This window comes from Microbispora sp. KK1-11, from assembly GCF_006874435.1.
Classification (GTDB): domain Bacteria; phylum Actinomycetota; class Actinomycetes; order Streptosporangiales; family Streptosporangiaceae; genus Microbispora; species Microbispora catharanthi.
Genome location: NZ_VIRJ01000011.1, coordinates 82,420 through 97,160 on the forward strand (window position 1 = coordinate 82,420; position 14,741 = coordinate 97,160).

The following is a 14,741-nucleotide window of genomic DNA, read 5'->3' on the forward strand; positions in this document are numbered from 1 at the left end:
TCACACCCTGTGGACAACCCTGGGGATGACGCTGTGGACGATGTGGAAAACAGCTGGGATGGAGTCACACGTTCACTCGCCGCCGATAGTGCGCGATGATGAGCCTGTGGCGCGCATTCCAGGAGAAGGGTTGGCCAAGGGCCTGGCCGTGACCATGCGGCACATGCTGCGGAAGTCGGAGACGCAGCAGTACCCGGAGGTCCACCCCGACCTGCCCGCCCGCAGCCGGGGCGTGATCGCCCTGGTTGAGGAGAACTGCACCGTCTGCATGCTCTGCGCCCGCGAGTGCCCCGACTGGTGCATCTACATCGACTCCCACAAGGAGACCCTGCCGGCGCCCGAGGGCGGCCGCCCGCGCGCCCGCAACGTGCTCGATCGCTTCGCGATCGACTTCTCGCTGTGCATGTACTGCGGCATCTGCATCGAGGTGTGCCCCTTCGACGCGCTGTTCTGGTCGCCCGAGTTCGAGTACGCCGAGTACGACATCCGCGATCTCCTGCACGAGAAGGACAGGCTGGGCGAGTGGGCGGCCACCGTGCCGCCGCCACCGGCCCACGAGGTCGGCGCCGAGTCGCCGAAGGAACTGTCGGCAGGTTCCCGCCCGGCACCGGCACGCCGTACGGCGCCGCCCGCTTCGGTGAAGGGACCGGCCGAGGGCGCGTCCGTGGCACAGGAGGCCGCACAGGGGCCCGCGCAGAAGGCGACACAGGACACCGCGCGGGAAACCACACAGGACTCTGCGCAAGACACCGGGCAGGACGCAGCGCAGGACACAGCGCAGGACACAGGGCGGGAGGCGGCGCGGGGACCGGCGGCGGAACCCGCGCCGGGGCCGGAGAGCCGCCCGCGTCGTGAGCCGCCGAGAGCCATGCGCGACATCCGCTCCATCCGGCCGCCGGGCTCGCTGCCCAAGAACGCCGGCTCACCGCCGCAGAAGAAGGACGGGCCCGAGGGGGAGCGATGACCTCCCAGGCGCCGGGGTTGTGGCCGCCCTCGGGGCCTGAGGTCGTCTTCCTGCTGCTCGGCGCCGTCGCCGTCGGCTCGGCCCTGCTGGTCGTCACGACCAGGCAACTCGTCCACGCGGCGCTGTGGCTGGTCGTCTGTTTCGGCGCGCTCGCGGGCGGCTACCTGGTGCTGACCGCCGAGTTCGTCGCCTGGGTGCAGGTGCTGATCTACGTGGGCGCGGTCGTGGTGCTGCTGCTGTTCGGGATCATGCTGACCCGCGCGCCCATCGGGCCTTCGGCCGGCCTCGACTCCGGCAACCGGTGGGCCGCCGCGCTGGTCGCCGTCGCGATCGCCGCCGTGCTCGTCACCGTGGTCGTCACCGGTTTCCGCACGGCGTACGCGCCGCTCCATCCCGGGCAGGGGGCGGCGGAACCCCTGGGAGCGAGCGTCTTCCGCACCTGGGTGCTGCCGTTCGAGGCGCTGTCGGTGCTCCTGCTCGCCGCGCTGATCGGCGCGATCGTCCTGTCCCGTACGGACATCAGGGGGCGGGAATGACCCGGTCATCGACCTTGTCGACCAGACCGACGGCCCGGAGGCGGTGAGCGAGGTGCACGTCGTCTACCCGGTGGTGGTCTCCGCCCTGCTGTTCTCCATCGGTGTGTACGGCGTGCTGGCCCGGCGCAACGCGATCCTCGTGCTGATGTCGGTCGAGTTGATGCTCAACGCGGTCAACCTCAACCTGGTGGCCTTCGACGTCTGGCTCAGGGACCGCCTGCACGGCGGCCAGGTGCTGACGCTGTTCGTCATCGTGATCGCCGCGGCCGAGGTGGGCCTGGGGCTGGCGATCGTGCTGGCCGTCTTCCGCACGCGCCGGACCGTCGACGTCGACCGGTTGCGGGCGCTCGCCGAGGTCGTGCGCACATCCGACTCGGAGCGCCCGGATGGGGAGGGCGCCTCGTGACCGCCGTGGTGGCTCTGATCGTCCTGCTGCCGTTCGCCGCCTCTGTGGCCGGGCTGCTCGCGACCCGCCTGGGCACCCGTACGGAACGGGCGGCGTACCGGCGGGCGGCGTGGTTCGCCATCGCCCCGGGTGCGGTGTCGGCGGCGCTCACGGTGTGGCTCGCCGCGGCCCTCGCGCGGGGAGCGGGCGCATCAGGAGGGCGGTTCTGGTCGGAACTGCTCCCCGGACGGGTCGAGGGCACGCTGACGGTGGTCGAGACGGGGTCGGTGCCGATCTCCCTGACTCTGCGGGCCGACGGATTGTCAGTGCTCGCGGGCATCCTGGTCGTCGTGGTCGCGCTGGCGGTGCAGGTCTACTCGGTCGGGTACATGCGGGACGAACCCCGTTACCCGTCCTACAGCGCGTTCGTCAGCCTGTTCACGAGCGCCATGCTGCTGGTGGTCTACGCGGGGGACCTGATCGTCCTCTACGTCGGCTGGGAGATCATGGGCCTGTGCTCCTACCTGCTCATCGGGCACTGGTGGGAGGACCGGGCCAACTCGCGGGCGGCGGTCAAGGCGTTCCTGGTCACCCGGCTCGGCGACGTCGGCTTCCTGTTCGGGATCTTCGTCCTCGGCACGGCGGCGGGCAGTTTCCGGATCGACGACGTGCTGCGCGCCGACATTCCCCGGGGCACGCTGATCGTCGCGACGCTTCTGCTGCTCGCCGGGGTCGCGGGCAAGAGCGCGCAGGTGCCGCTGCAGACCTGGCTGCCCGACGCGATGGCCGGCCCCACCCCGATCAGTGCGCTCATCCACGCGGCCACGATGGTGGCGGCCGGGATCTTCGTCGTCGCCCGGCTCTATCCCGCCTTCCTCGCGGCGCCGCCCACGCTCGACGTGCTGGGCGTGGTCGCGGCGGTCGGCATGCTGGGCGCCGCGCTCGCCGCGCTCGCGCAGGACGACCTCAAGCGCGTGCTGGCCTACTCGACGATCAGCCAGCTCGCCTACATGGCCGCGGCACTGGCCGCCGGGTCCGATCGGGCGGCGATGTTCCACCTGGTGTCGCACGGCGCGTTCAAGGCCCTGCTGTTCCTCTGCGCGGGCCTGGTGATCCACCACGTCGGGTCGAACCTGATCAGCCACATGGGTGGGTTGCGCACCGCCCTTCCCGTGACGTTCTGGACGATGACCATCGGTTTCGCCGCGCTCGCCGGGCTGCCGCCCGCGAGCGGCTTCTTCAGCAAGGACGCGGTGATCTCGGCCATCGAGCACGGGACGGGAGCGGCCCAGCCGTTCGTGTACGCGTCGGCGCTGCTGACCGTGGGGGTGACGGGAGCGTACGCCGCCCGGGCCTGGCTGCGCACGTTCTTCGGTCCCGCCCGGATCGAGCCGCTCGCGGAGCCGCCGCCGGGCGTCGCCCACGTCTTCGACGGCCGCGAGGCGCCCCCCTCGATGCTGTGGCCGGCCGGCGTGCTGGCCGTGCCCGCCCTGCTGCTCGGCCTCGCCGGACCGGCGGCCGGCGTGGAGGTCGAGTGGGGGCCGGCGGCCGTCAGCCTCGCCGTCGCACTGCTCGGCGCCGGGATCGTGTACGCCCTGTGGCGGGCCGCGCCGGAGCAGGACCCCGCCCGGCTGCTCGGCCCGTTCCGGGTGCCGTCCGAGCGGGCCTTCTACGTCGACGCCGCGTACGCGGCGCTGGTCGTCCGGCCCGTCCTGCGTCTGGCCAGAGGGGTGGTCCGCACGGACGCGCGAGTGGTGGACGGCGCGGTCCGCGGGTCCGGCCGGGCGACGCTCGGCCTGTCCGGCCTGGTGCGGCTCGCCCAGAACGGCAACGCGCAGCTCTACGTCACCGGCCTGCTGGCCGGGCTCGTGCTGATCGCGGTCGCGGCGGTGGTGCTGACATGATGCGGCGGGTTCGGAACGGCGGCGCGCGGCTCCGCGCGACCGCTTCGCCGGCTGCGATCGTGCCGATCGCGGCCACGGCGAATCGGACCGGTGGCGCGCGGCTTCGCGCGGTGGTGACGACGTGAGCTGGCTGCCGATCGCGCTCGTGGGCGTCCCGCTGCTGGGGGCCGTCGTCGCCGCCCTCCCGGCCGTACGGGACAGGGCGGTGGCCTGGGGGATCGCCGTCTCGGCCGGAGTGCTGGTCCTCGCCGTCGCGCTCGCCGCGGCCTTCGACCACGCGCGCCCCGCCGACATGCAACTGCAGACCGACCGGCCGTGGATCCCCAGCCTCGGCCTGCGGTTCCACCTGGGCGTGGACGGCGTCTCGCTGCCGCTCGTCGTGCTGACCGCGCTGCTGACGTTCCTGTGCTTCGTCCACCTCGCCGGGCACCCGCCCGCGGGCGGCAGACCCGGCGCGCTGGTCGTCACGCTGCTCGTGCTCGAAGTCGGCATGATCGGCACGTTCCTCGCCCTCGACCTGCTGCTGTTCTTCGTGTTCTTCGAGGTCGTGCTGGTCCCGATGTATTTCGTGATCGCCCTGTGGGGTGGCGCGGGCAGGCGGGCGGCGGCCGTGAAGTTCATCCTCTACACGCTGCTCGGCTCGGCCGTCCTCCTCATCGGCCTGCTCGTCGTCTGGACCCAGGCCGGCACGCTCGACATGGTCGCGCTGGCCGGGCGCCACGGCTCGGGCATGGCCCGGTCGGCGCAGATCCTCGCGTTCCTCGCCATCGGTCTCGGCCTGGCGGTGAAGACGCCCATGTGGCCGCTGCACACCTGGCTGCCCGACGCGCACACCGAGGCGCCGACCGTCGGCTCGGTCCTGCTCGCGGGCGTGCTGCTCAAGATGGGCAGCTACGGCTTCGCCAGGATCGCGATCCCGGTGCTCCCCGAGGGCGCGGCGGCCCTGGCCCCCTGGCTCGGCGCGTTCGCCGTGGCCGGCATCGCGTACGGATCGCTCGCCTGTCTCGCCCAGCGCGATCTCAAACGGATGATCGCCTACTCCTCCGTCGGCCACATGGGTTTCGTGCTGCTCGGGTTCGCCTCGCTCACGCCGGTGGGCCTGAACGGCGCCCTGTTCGCCAACGTCGCCCACGGGCTGATCACCGGCCTGCTGTTCTTCCTCGCCGGAGCCGTCAAGGAGCGGTACGGCACGGCCGACATGGTCCGGCTGGGCGGCGGGATGCTGCGCCGCCTGCCGTACGTCGGCTCGCTGCTGACCTTCGCCTGCGTCGCCTCGCTGGGCCTGCCCGGCCTCGCCGGGTTCTGGGGGGAGATGCTCGCGCTGCTCGGCGCGTTCCGCCCGGCCGCCGGGCTCTCCCGGCCGCTGTTCCTCGTGTTCATGGCCGTCGGCGGGCTCGGCACGGTGCTCACCGCGGCCTATTTCCTGGTCATGCTCTCGCGGGTGACGCACGGCCGGGCGGTCGAGACCATCCCGCCCCCCGGGCCTCTCGCGCCGCCGGAGCCGTATGGGCCGGTGGGGCCGCCACTCGCCACCGCCGAGGGCGTACGCGAGGTGCTGAGCGAGGCGGGCGAGGGCGCGGAACCGGTCGAGCCCGTCGCGACCGGAGCCGCCGTGGCCGCGCTGGACCGGGAGGGTGCGGGGCAGGAGGCCGCCCGCGCGCGCGCCGCGGTCGACGACGGACGGGCCAGTCTGGCGGATGCCGCCGGGAGTCTCGGGGTGGGCGCCGCTGACACCGGAGAGACGGGCCGGGCACGGCGGCCTTTCCGGGACGTCACGGCCCACGAGCTCGCGGCGTGGCTCCCACTGGTGGCGCTGATCGTGCTGTTCGGTCTGTGGCCGAAGGCCCTGCTCGCCGTCACCACGCCCGCCGTGCAGTCGCTCCTCGGATCGGGGGTGGCGCCGTGACGGGCGGGGTGATCCAGTCCATCGACTACGCCGCCGTGGCGGCGCCGCTGGTCCTCGCGCTGGTCGCCGGGCTCGTGCTGCTGCTCGACGCGTTCCTGCCCGCCCGCCCCGGCGGGGCGCGGGTGCTCGGTCTCGTCACACTCGGCGGCCTGGTCGCCGCCCTGGCCGTGGTGGCCGTCCAGGCCGCGGGCGGCGGGACCCGGCGCACGTTCTGCGTCCCCGCCTCGCTCGGTGGCGAACCTGCCCAGGGCCGGGCCGCCCCGGCGTCGTGCTCGTTCGTCGCGGACCGCTTCTCCCTGCTCATCGCGGCGGTCGTGCTGGCCGCCGGGGTGGTCGTCGTGTTGCTGTCGATGACCGAGATCGCCGCAGGACGCGGCGCCGGGCCGGAAGAGCGCGGCCGGATTCCGGCGGGGGAGTGGTATTTCCTGCTGCTGGCCACGCTGACCGGGGCGGTCCTGCTGCCCGCCTCCCGTGATCTCATCATGCTGGTCGTGTCGCTGGAACTGGTGTCGCTGCCGGTCTTCGCGCTGACCGCGCTCAAGCGTCATGACGGCCGCGCCTCCGAGGCGGCACTCAAGCTCTTCCTGGTCTCGGTGGTCTCCACCGCGATCACGCTGTTCGGCGTCTCGCTGCTCTACGGCGTGACCGGCTCGGTCCACCTCGACAGGATCGACGCCGCCCTGCGGACGACCGGAGACATGGCCCAGGTCACGGCGGTGGCGATCGTGCTGGTGGTGGCGGGCTTCGCGTTCAAGATCGCCGCGGTGCCGTTCCATTTCTGGGCGGGAGACGTCTACCGAGGCGCACCGGTCCCGGTGGCGGCGCTGCTCTCGGTGGTGTCCAAGGCGTCGGGCTTCGCCGGGCTGATCCTGCTGCTGACGTCCGCGCTGCCAGGGAAGGCGGCGCTGTGGGCGCCCGGAGTGGCGGTCGTCGCCGCACTGACGATGACGGCGGGCAACGTCCTCGCGATGCGGCAGCGCGCGGCCGTCCGGCTGCTCGCCTGGTCGTCGGTCGCGCAGTCGGGCTACATCCTCGCGCCGCTGGCCGTCTACGCCGTCGCACCGCGCGCCGCCGTCGGCGCGTCGGTCGCCTACCTCGTCTTCTACGCCGCGATGAACCTGATCGCCTTCGCCGTGGTCCTGCTGGTGGCGCGGCTGCCCGAAGGCCAGGACCTGGAGGCGTACCGGGGGCTGGCGCTGCGGAGCCCGGCCGCCGGGCTGTCCCTCGCCTTCGCCCTCGTCTGCCTGGCCGGGCTGCCGCCCGGGCTCGCCGGCCTGTTCGCGAAGATCGTCGTCTTCCGGGCCGTCGTTGACGGCGGGCTCGGCTGGCTGGCCCTGGTCATGGCGGCCAACACGGTGGCCGGGCTGTACTACTACATCGCCTGGACCGCCCGGCTGTTCGCGCCGCCCGCGGCGGGCGAGAGCCGTACGGTCTCGACGAGGACGGCGGCGGGGGTCGCCGTGGCCGTCGCGGTCGCCGTCACCGTGGTCTTCTCCGTCGTCCCGCAGGTGGTGCTGTCCGTCACAGGGTGAGGCGCGTCATGGGGAACGTTCGTCCAGGCCATGCGCGTTGGTAGGGCTGGACGCACCGAGCCGGACACACCGAACCGGACACACCAAGCCGTGAGGAGGAGGCGTGCACCACAACCGCCTGCGCACCGCGGTCCTGCTGGGAGCGCTGTCCTCGTTGCTCCTGGTGGCCGGGGCCTGGCTGGGGGGTGGCACGGGTGCCCGGATCGCGGTCGTGGCCGCCCTCGCGGTCAGCGGCGTCGCCTACTTCTGCGCCGACAGGATCGCGCTGTCGGCCATGCGGGCCCGGCCCGTGGCGGAGGTGGAACAGCCGGTCCTCTATCGCGTCGTCCGCGAGCTGTGCACCGAGGCCCGCGCGCCGATGCCCCGCCTGTACGTGTCCCCGACGATGCAGCCCAACGCGTTCGCGACCGGGCGCAACCCGCGTGACGGGGTGGTGTGCGTCACGCACGGCCTCCTCGGGCTGCTGGACGAGCGCGAACTCAAGGGCGTGCTCGGCCACGAGCTGTCGCACATCCACAACCGTGACATATTGATCTCCTCGGTCGTGGGCGCGCTCGCGACGATGATCACGTACTTCGGGTACGCCGGCCTGTTCTTCGGCTCCGACGACGACGAGGGGCCGGGGTTCTTCGGCGCCATCCTCGTGATGATCCTCGGACCGGTCGCGGCCACGGTGATCCAGATGGCGATCGCGCGCTCGCGGGAGTTCGCGGCCGACGACGCGGGGGTACGGCTGACCGGCGACCCGCTGGCCCTCGCCTCCGCGCTGCGCAAGATCGAGATGGAGGTCCGCAGGCTGCCGCTCCCGGAGAACGGCAGGCTCGCCTCCGCCGGCCACATGATGATCGTCAATCCGTTCCGGGGCACCCGGATCGGCAGGCTGTTCGCGACCCACCCACCGGTCGCCGCGCGGATCGCCCGTCTGGAGCGGATGGCCGGCTACCGGCGGTGACGGGGCGAGCCCGGAGCTCTCAGGAATGTACGTTGACGTGGCCGCCCTGCTCAGGGGTGGTCGCGACGAAGAAGACCGGCTGCGTGGTGACGAACTCGCACAGCCGGTCGGTGAGCTTCTCGTGGACCTTGCCCATGTCGGGACGATGACCCGGATCATTCGCCGGGCAGCCACCAGGCCCACACGCTGGACTTCACCCGGAAGGAGTCCAGCGTGGCGGTGGCGCCCGTGCCGATGTCGAGGGTGCGCACGACGACGCGGTAGGTCTCGCCGGTCTTCGTCCAGTCCAGGGTCTCCCAGAGCTTGAGGCCGCCGTCGGGGGTCCACTCCAGGCGCTTGGCCGACTCGTTCTTGGGCAGGCGCACGTCCACGGCATCGCTCACGGTGTCGTCCGAGAGGTCGTACACCCGCACCCGCTGCTTCGCGGACGTGGTGGTGATCAGCACCGCCACGGAGGAGCCGTCGTCGGCGAGCGCAATCGGGCTGTTGTTGGCCACGACCTGCGGCACGACCTGGGTGTTCGTCCGCCGCCCGTCCTCGTCGTACACGCTGAGCTGAGTGGTGTTCTCGGCGGTGCCACGGGAGACGAGCACGTGCTTCCCGTCGGGGCTGAAGCCCGCCACCGCCGCGTCGGCCGGGATCTTGCGCACCTTTCCCGTACGGACGTTCACGACGAGGGACGGCACCTTGCCGTCCTCGTCGTAGTAGTCGATGGTCAGCAGGCCGCCGTCACGCGACAGAGACGTCGCGAGGTCGCCCATGCCGATGCCCTTGGGCAGCTTCGACACCGAGCGGGGGAGCGCGCGGACCTTGTTCGTGGTCACGTCGCGGACGACGAGCATGCCGTCCTTCTTCCGGAAGTACGACACCTGCCGGCCGTCGCCGCTGACCGACAGGGGTGTGTACGACTGCTTGTCGATCTTCCCCTTCGCCGTGCGCGGGAACACCTGGGCGTCGGTCAACGCGCTGTCCCGGCCGTTGCCGAGCGCGAGGCGCCACGAGCCGCAGGGGAGGTAGCCGTCCTTCTTCTTGCAGGACTTCAGCCAGGCGTACCGGACGGTCGACGCGGAGGACGACGCCGTGGCGGTGACGGAGGCGCCTCCCGTACGCGCCTCCGCCTGCGCGGCGCCGGCGAGGGTGGTCAGCGCCATGGTGGCCGCCGCCGGGAGGGCGAGGATCGCGGGTTTTCTCATCGGGCTTCCTTTCGTCTCGCCTGGATAGATGCGGTGCGACGGCGGAAGGTTCTGTCACGAATGAGCCACGCCAAGATCTCTACACATTCGGTCGGGAAAGGTATGGAAGATCCGGCTTCCTGTGGTGTTTACTGCTTCTATCCATTTGGGGCGGCTTGGTAGACAAGCCAGGTCACAGGGAAGGCGTGGCATGGCAGAAACGGGCGAGCGCGGCGTCCACACCCGCCGGGGATTCCTCAGGACGGCGGTCACCGGCATGACCGTGCTGTCGGCCGCGGCGCTGCTGGAGGCCTGCGGCGCGGCGCCGTCCGCACCGGCCGGCTCGAAGGCGTCGAGCGGAAGCGCCGCCGCCGGCACGGACACCGGCAAGGAGATCGAGGTGCTCCGGGTGTCACTGCCCGGATCGCTGTCGAACCTGTATCCCGGGCAGGAGTCGGGCATCCTCAACTACTACGTCGCCGGGATCTGCATGGAGGGGCTCGTCGGCGTCGACACCACGGGGAAGATCGTCCCCGCCCTGGCGTCGGGCGTCGAGCGCACGTCGCCGACCACCTACGTCTACCGGCTCCGCCCCGACGCCCGGTTCCACGACGGCACTCCGGTGACCGCCGACGACGTGCTGCACTCGATCGAGATGGCCAGGGACGCGAAGGTCTCGCCCGCCACGGCGGCCTACTGGGCCAACCTGAAGAAGGCCGAGAAGACCGGGGACGCCGAGATCACCCTCACCGCCAAGGCCGCCGACGTGGCGTTCGCCTGGCTCCCATCGAACGCCGACGCCCTGTGGATCGCCCCCAAGGCCGCGTGGGAGAACGCCAAGAGCGGATTCGGCACTCCGCAGTCGCTCCCCGTCGGGACCGGGCCGTACAAGGTCACGGGGTTCGTCCCCGACTCCTACGTCGAGTTCTCCCGGGTGGACACCTGGCACGGCACCCGGCCGAGGATCGCGAAGATCCGGTTCGAGTTCGTGCCCGACGAGAACACCCGCCTGCTGGCGTGGAAGGCCGGCAAGGCCGACATGGCGCTCAACGTGCCGCTGGCGCAGTCGCGCCAGTGGGAGGGCGCCTCCGGCACCCGGGTCGTCTACGCGCCCGACCGCTCCTACGCCGGGCTGACCTTCAACACGAAGGCCGCGCCGTTCGACGACGTGCACGTCCGCAGGGCCGTCGCCCACGCGGTGAACCGCCAGGCGATCGTCGAGAAGATCCTGCGCGGCCGGGGCCAGGTCGCCACCGCGCTGTCCACGCCCGAGCAGTTCGGCGGGCTCTGGTCGCCGCAGGAGGCGGCGGGGCGCCTCGCCGCCGTCCCCCAGTACGCGTACGACCTGGAGAAGGCGAAGCAGGAGCTGGAGCAGTCGAAGGTGCCGAACGGGTTCAGCGCGAGCCTGTCCTACCCGAACACCGGCCCGCATCTGGGGACGGCCGCGCAGGCGTTCGCCGCCGACCTGAAGAAGATCGGCATCACGCTCGAGGTGAAGGAACTGCCGATCGAGCAGTGGCTGGCGGAGCTGAACGAGTTCCCGCCGCTGAGCTACATGTGGTACTTCAACACCACCGGCGACCCCGGCGAGCTCGCGACCTGGTTCCTCGGCGAGGGCAACCCCGCCAAGTACGCCAACGACACGATCACCGCCACGATGGCGAAGGCCACCGCCGAGGCCGACCCGGCGAAGAGGGCCGCACTGCTGATCGAGGCCCAGACCGCACAGGCCGCCGACCTCGCGTACCTGCCGCTGTGGTGGGGCCAGGCGGCGACCGCGTTCGGCAGCGCGATCGGCGTCAGGGACTACACCTCCTACACGCTGCTGGCCGACTGGCCGCAGCAGGTCTACGCGGCGAAGTGAACCGCGCCGTCCTCGCCTTCGCCCTGCGCCGGGCCGCCGCCACGCTCGCGCTGCTGCTCGCGCTGTCGCTGCTGGTCTTCGCGCTGCTGTATCTCGCCCCCGGCGACGTCGCCCGCAACCTGCTGGGCACCCGCAACGTCACGCCTGAGGCCCTGGCCGGGATCCGCGAGCTGCACCACCTGAACGAGCCGTTCCTCGCGCAGTACTGGTGGTGGCTGTCCCACGCGGTGACCGGTGACTTCGGCACGTCCATCCGCACCGGAGGGCAGGTCGGGCCGCTGCTGCTCGACCGCACCGGCGTCACGGCGGCCACGGCCGCGCTGGCGTTCCTGCTGTCGGTCCTGGCCGGCGTCCCGGCCGGGATCGCCACCGCCGTACGGCGCGGCCGGCCGCTCGACCGCGTGATCGTGGCGGCCTCGGTCGTCGGCGTCAGCGCGCCCGGCTTCGCGGTGGGCCTGATCCTGCTGTACGTCTTCGCCCTGGGATTGGGCTGGTTCCCCGTCTACGGCACCGGTGAGGGGTTCCTCGACGCCCTCTGGCATCTCGTCCTCCCGGCGGTGGCGCTGGCGTTCGGGCTTGGCGCCTTCGTCGTGAAGCTGACCAGGGCGGCGGTCATCCGGGAGCTGGACCAGGACTACGTGACGTTCGCCCGGGGACGCGGCCTGTCCGAGCGACGGGTGCTGCGCCTCGTGCTGCGCAACGCGGCGATCCCCATCGTGACCAGCCTCGGCCTGATGGTGGCCTACCTGTTCGGCGGGACCGTGCTGATCGAGGTCACCTTCGCGCTGCCCGGCCTCGGCTCGCTCATGGAGGAGTCGGTGCTGTTCAAGGACATCCCCGTGGTGCAGGCGCTGACGCTCGTCGTCGCACTGGTCGTGTCGGTGACCGCGCTCGCCGTGGACCTGTCGTACCTCGCGATCGACCCGCGCGTGCGGGCCAGGGCGGTGCGCCGATGAAGCCGGTGAAGCGGCGGCTGAAGCGGCGGCCGCCGGTCGTGGCGATCCTGTCCGCCGTCGTGCTCGCGGCCGTCGTGGTGTGCGCGGCGGGCCGGGAACTGCTCGCGCCGCACGCCCTCGACCAGGACGTCTACCTGGGCGTGGTCGGCGCGGGCGTCGAGGGCCACCTGTTCGGCACCGACCAGCTCGGCCGCGACATCCTGCAGCTCTCGCTCGCGGGCGCCCGCTCGGCGCTGGCCGGCCCGATCGTGGTCGCCGTGGGGTCGATGGTGATCGGCGTCCTGCTCGGGACCTTCGCGGGCTACCGGGGCGGGATCGTGGACATGCTGGCCGGCCGCTACGCCGACCTGCTGCTGGCGCTGCCGTCCGTGCTGCTGGCCATCGTGGTCGCCGGGCTCGTGGGGCGCGGCTACTGGATCACGGTCGCCGTGCTCATCGTGCTGTTCTCGCCGTCCGACGTGCGGCTCGTGCGGGGAGCGGTCATGGAGCAGACACCCCGGCCCTACATCGAGTCGGCCAAGATCCTCGGCATCCGGCCGACGCGGATCATGTTCCGGCACATCGCGCCCAACATCGTGCCGATCGTGGTCGCCAACCTCCTGCTCAACGTGGCGTTCGCGCTGGTCGCGCTGTCCTCGCTGTCGTACCTCGGGCTCGGCGTGCCGCCCGGGGCGCCGGACTGGGGACGCCAGCTCGCCGACGGGCGCGCGCTGCTGGGCGACAACCCGCTGGCGGCCGTCGTGCCCGGCGTGCTGATCATCCTCACCGCCACCGCGGTGAACCTGTTCGGCGACTGGCTGTCGGAACTGCTCGACCGCAGGGTGGTGGCGCGATGAGTCCCTTGCTCCACGCCCGCGACGTACGGGTGACCTCGGCGGCGGGCGTCCTCGTCGCGGGAGTCGACCTGACGGTGGCGCCGGGGGAGACCGTGGCGATCGTCGGCGAGTCCGGCTCGGGCAAGTCGATGACCGCCAGGGCGCTGACCGGCCTGCTGCCCGAGGGCGTGCACGCCACCGGACGGCTGGAGCTGTCCGGGCAGGCGTACGACCTGGCCGCGCGCACGCCCTGGCAGCGCATCCGGGGATCGGGGATCGCGCTGCTGCTCCAGGACCCGTTCACCTCGCTGTCGCCGGTGCACCGCTGCGGTGAGCAGATCGGATGGGCGCTGCCGCGCGCCGGCCGCGCCGCCGGGGTCGCCCGCCTGCTGACCGAGGTGGGACTGCCCGCCGAGGTCGCCGAGCGGTACCCCTTCCAGCTCTCCGGCGGCATGCGCCAGCGGGTGGCGATCGCGGCCGCGCTGGCCGCCGGCCCGGGCCTGCTGATCGCGGACGAGCCGACCACCGCGCTGGACGTGACCACCCAGCACGAGGTCCTCGAACTCGTCGCCGGGCTGCAGCGGGCGCGTCGGATGGGCCTCATCCTGATCACGCACGACCTGCGGCTCGCCCGGGCAAGGGCCGACCGGATCATGGTGATGTACGCCGGGCGGCTCGTCGAGGAGGGCCCGGCGGCCGAGGTGATGGACCGGCCCGCGCACCCCTACACGGCGCGGCTGGCGGCCTGCGACCCGCCCGTCACCCACCGCCTGCCGGAGCTGCCGACGATCCCCGGCTCGGTGCCCCGGCCGTACGCGGTGAGCGGCGCCTGCGCCTTCGCGGACCGGTGCGATCTGGCGGTCGAGGCGTGCCGTACGGCCGAGCCGGCCCTTGCGGAGGTCGCCCATGGTCCAGGAAACAGCGGGCACCGGGCGGCGTGCGTGCGGCCCTCGGACGTGCGTCCGGTCGCCGCGCCCCTTCCCGCCGTTCCTTCTGCCGCCGCCGTTCCTCCGGAGGCGGGCTCCTCGCACGCGCTGCTGACCGTACGCGGGCTGACCAAGCGGTTCCCCGGCTCGGCCGCGCCGGCGCTCGACGGGGTCGACCTGGAGGTCGCGGCGGGGGAGGCGGTCGCGGTGGTCGGCGAGTCCGGCTCCGGCAAGACCACGCTCGCGCGGTGCGTGGTCGGCCTCGAACGGGCCGACGGAGGAAGCGTCGAGTTCGGCGGCGGGGCCACCGGCCCGAGGCGGGTGCAGTACGTGTTCCAGGATCCGTACTCCGCGCTGAACCCCGGTCTCACCGTCGGCGCCTCGCTGGCCGAGGCGCTCAGGGCGGCCGGCCGTCCCCGGTCGGAGGTGCCCGGCCTGCTCGACCTGGTCGGCCTGCCCGCGGCGTACGCCCGGCGCAGGCCCCGCGCGCTGTCCGGAGGCGAGCGCCAGCGCGTGGCGATCGCGCGGGCTCTCGCACCCGGCGCCGAGGTGCTGGTCTGCGACGAGCCCGTCTCGGCGCTCGACGTCTCGGTCCAGGCGCAGGTGCTCAACCTGCTGTCGGACCTGCGCCGCGACCTGGGGCTGACCCTGCTGTTCATCACCCACGACCTGGCCGTCGCGCGGCAGGTCGCCGACCGCGTGTACGTGATGCACCGCGGCCGGGTCGTCGAGACCGGGCCGGTCGGCGGCGTGCTTGGCGCCCCTGCCCACGAGTACACCCAACGGCTGCTGGCGTCCGTGCCGGCGGCGACCCGAGCGGAGTGAAGAT

Annotated in this window: 12 protein-coding genes; 11 read left to right on the top strand and 1 reads right to left on the bottom strand. The window is 72.5% G+C overall.

Annotated features, from left to right (window positions below; translation table 11 throughout):
- The first annotated feature begins 130 nt into the window (after nt 1-130).
- The 7 genes from FLW16_RS45235 to FLW16_RS17780 all read left to right on the top strand — a co-directional run bounded on the left by FLW16_RS45235 (nt 131) and on the right by FLW16_RS17780 (nt 8,179).
- On the top strand, nt 131-964 hold the full coding sequence (locus tag FLW16_RS45235; RefSeq protein WP_260615359.1) for an NADH-quinone oxidoreductase subunit I: 834 nt from the start codon (nt 131-133) through the stop codon (nt 962-964).
- The gene (locus FLW16_RS17755) at nt 961-1,500 is read left to right on the top strand and encodes an NADH-quinone oxidoreductase subunit J (RefSeq protein WP_142561217.1); all 540 of its coding nucleotides are present in this window, start codon (nt 961-963) and stop codon (nt 1,498-1,500) included. Before FLW16_RS45235 ends, FLW16_RS17755 begins: the two co-directional genes overlap by 4 nt.
- 52 nt (nt 1,501-1,552) lie before the next feature.
- On the top strand, nt 1,553-1,906 hold the full coding sequence (nuoK, locus tag FLW16_RS17760) for an NADH-quinone oxidoreductase subunit NuoK (protein WP_142561352.1): 354 nt from the start codon (nt 1,553-1,555) through the stop codon (nt 1,904-1,906).
- The gene (locus FLW16_RS17765; RefSeq protein WP_142561218.1) at nt 1,903-3,789 is read left to right on the top strand and encodes an NADH-quinone oxidoreductase subunit L; all 1,887 of its coding nucleotides are present in this window, start codon (nt 1,903-1,905) and stop codon (nt 3,787-3,789) included. The genes nuoK and FLW16_RS17765 overlap by 4 nt, the downstream gene beginning before the upstream one ends.
- 121 nt (nt 3,790-3,910) lie before the next feature.
- Nucleotides 3,911-5,695: a NuoM family protein gene (locus FLW16_RS17770; RefSeq protein ID WP_142561219.1), complete on the top strand. Its 1,785-nt coding sequence runs from the start codon at nt 3,911-3,913 to the stop codon at nt 5,693-5,695.
- Nucleotides 5,692-7,227: an NADH-quinone oxidoreductase subunit N gene (locus FLW16_RS17775; protein WP_260615360.1), complete on the top strand. Its 1,536-nt coding sequence runs from the start codon at nt 5,692-5,694 to the stop codon at nt 7,225-7,227. The genes FLW16_RS17770 and FLW16_RS17775 overlap by 4 nt, the downstream gene beginning before the upstream one ends.
- A 103-nt stretch (nt 7,228-7,330) precedes the next feature.
- Nucleotides 7,331-8,179, top strand: a complete 849-nt coding sequence (locus FLW16_RS17780; protein WP_142561220.1) for a M48 family metalloprotease — start codon at nt 7,331-7,333, stop codon at nt 8,177-8,179.
- Nucleotides 8,180-8,334: 155 nt separating this feature from the next.
- Here the strand turns inward: FLW16_RS17780 and FLW16_RS17785 are convergent, their stop codons facing one another.
- Nucleotides 8,335-9,372, bottom strand: coding sequence for a hypothetical protein (locus FLW16_RS17785; RefSeq protein ID WP_142561221.1), 1,038 nt, complete (start codon nt 9,370-9,372; stop codon nt 8,335-8,337).
- A 190-nt stretch (nt 9,373-9,562) separates the two neighbouring features.
- On the opposite strand from FLW16_RS17785, the gene FLW16_RS17790 reads away from it, so the two are divergent.
- From FLW16_RS17790 to FLW16_RS17805, 4 genes are read left to right on the top strand one after another with little or no spacing between them, the layout of a single operon-like run.
- Entirely contained in the window at nt 9,563-11,215 is a 1,653-nt protein-coding gene (locus FLW16_RS17790) for an ABC transporter substrate-binding protein (protein ID WP_142561222.1), read from the top strand.
- The gene (locus tag FLW16_RS17795; RefSeq protein ID WP_185949472.1) at nt 11,212-12,171 is read left to right on the top strand and encodes an ABC transporter permease; all 960 of its coding nucleotides are present in this window, start codon (nt 11,212-11,214) and stop codon (nt 12,169-12,171) included. The genes FLW16_RS17790 and FLW16_RS17795 overlap by 4 nt, the downstream gene beginning before the upstream one ends.
- The gene (locus FLW16_RS17800) at nt 12,168-13,007 is read left to right on the top strand and encodes an ABC transporter permease (protein WP_142561223.1); all 840 of its coding nucleotides are present in this window, start codon (nt 12,168-12,170) and stop codon (nt 13,005-13,007) included. The genes FLW16_RS17795 and FLW16_RS17800 overlap by 4 nt, the downstream gene beginning before the upstream one ends.
- Nucleotides 13,004-14,737 (top strand): ABC transporter ATP-binding protein, encoded by a 1,734-nt coding sequence (locus tag FLW16_RS17805; RefSeq protein WP_142561224.1) that lies wholly within the window; start codon nt 13,004-13,006, stop codon nt 14,735-14,737. The genes FLW16_RS17800 and FLW16_RS17805 overlap by 4 nt, the downstream gene beginning before the upstream one ends.
- The last annotated feature ends 4 nt before the right edge of the window (nt 14,738-14,741 follow it).

Coding starts and splice junctions, on each gene's coding strand:
- FLW16_RS17800 (WP_142561223.1), top strand. CDS start 12,168: ATGAAGCCGGTGAAGCGGCGGCTGAAGCGGCGGCCGCCGGTCGTGGCG.
- FLW16_RS17790 (WP_142561222.1), top strand. CDS start 9,563: ATGGCAGAAACGGGCGAGCGCGGCGTCCACACCCGCCGGGGATTCCTC.
- FLW16_RS17755 (WP_142561217.1), top strand. CDS start 961: ATGACCTCCCAGGCGCCGGGGTTGTGGCCGCCCTCGGGGCCTGAGGTC.
- FLW16_RS17805 (WP_142561224.1), top strand. CDS start 13,004: ATGAGTCCCTTGCTCCACGCCCGCGACGTACGGGTGACCTCGGCGGCG.
- FLW16_RS17785 (WP_142561221.1), bottom strand. CDS start 9,372: ATGAGAAAACCCGCGATCCTCGCCCTCCCGGCGGCGGCCACCATGGCG.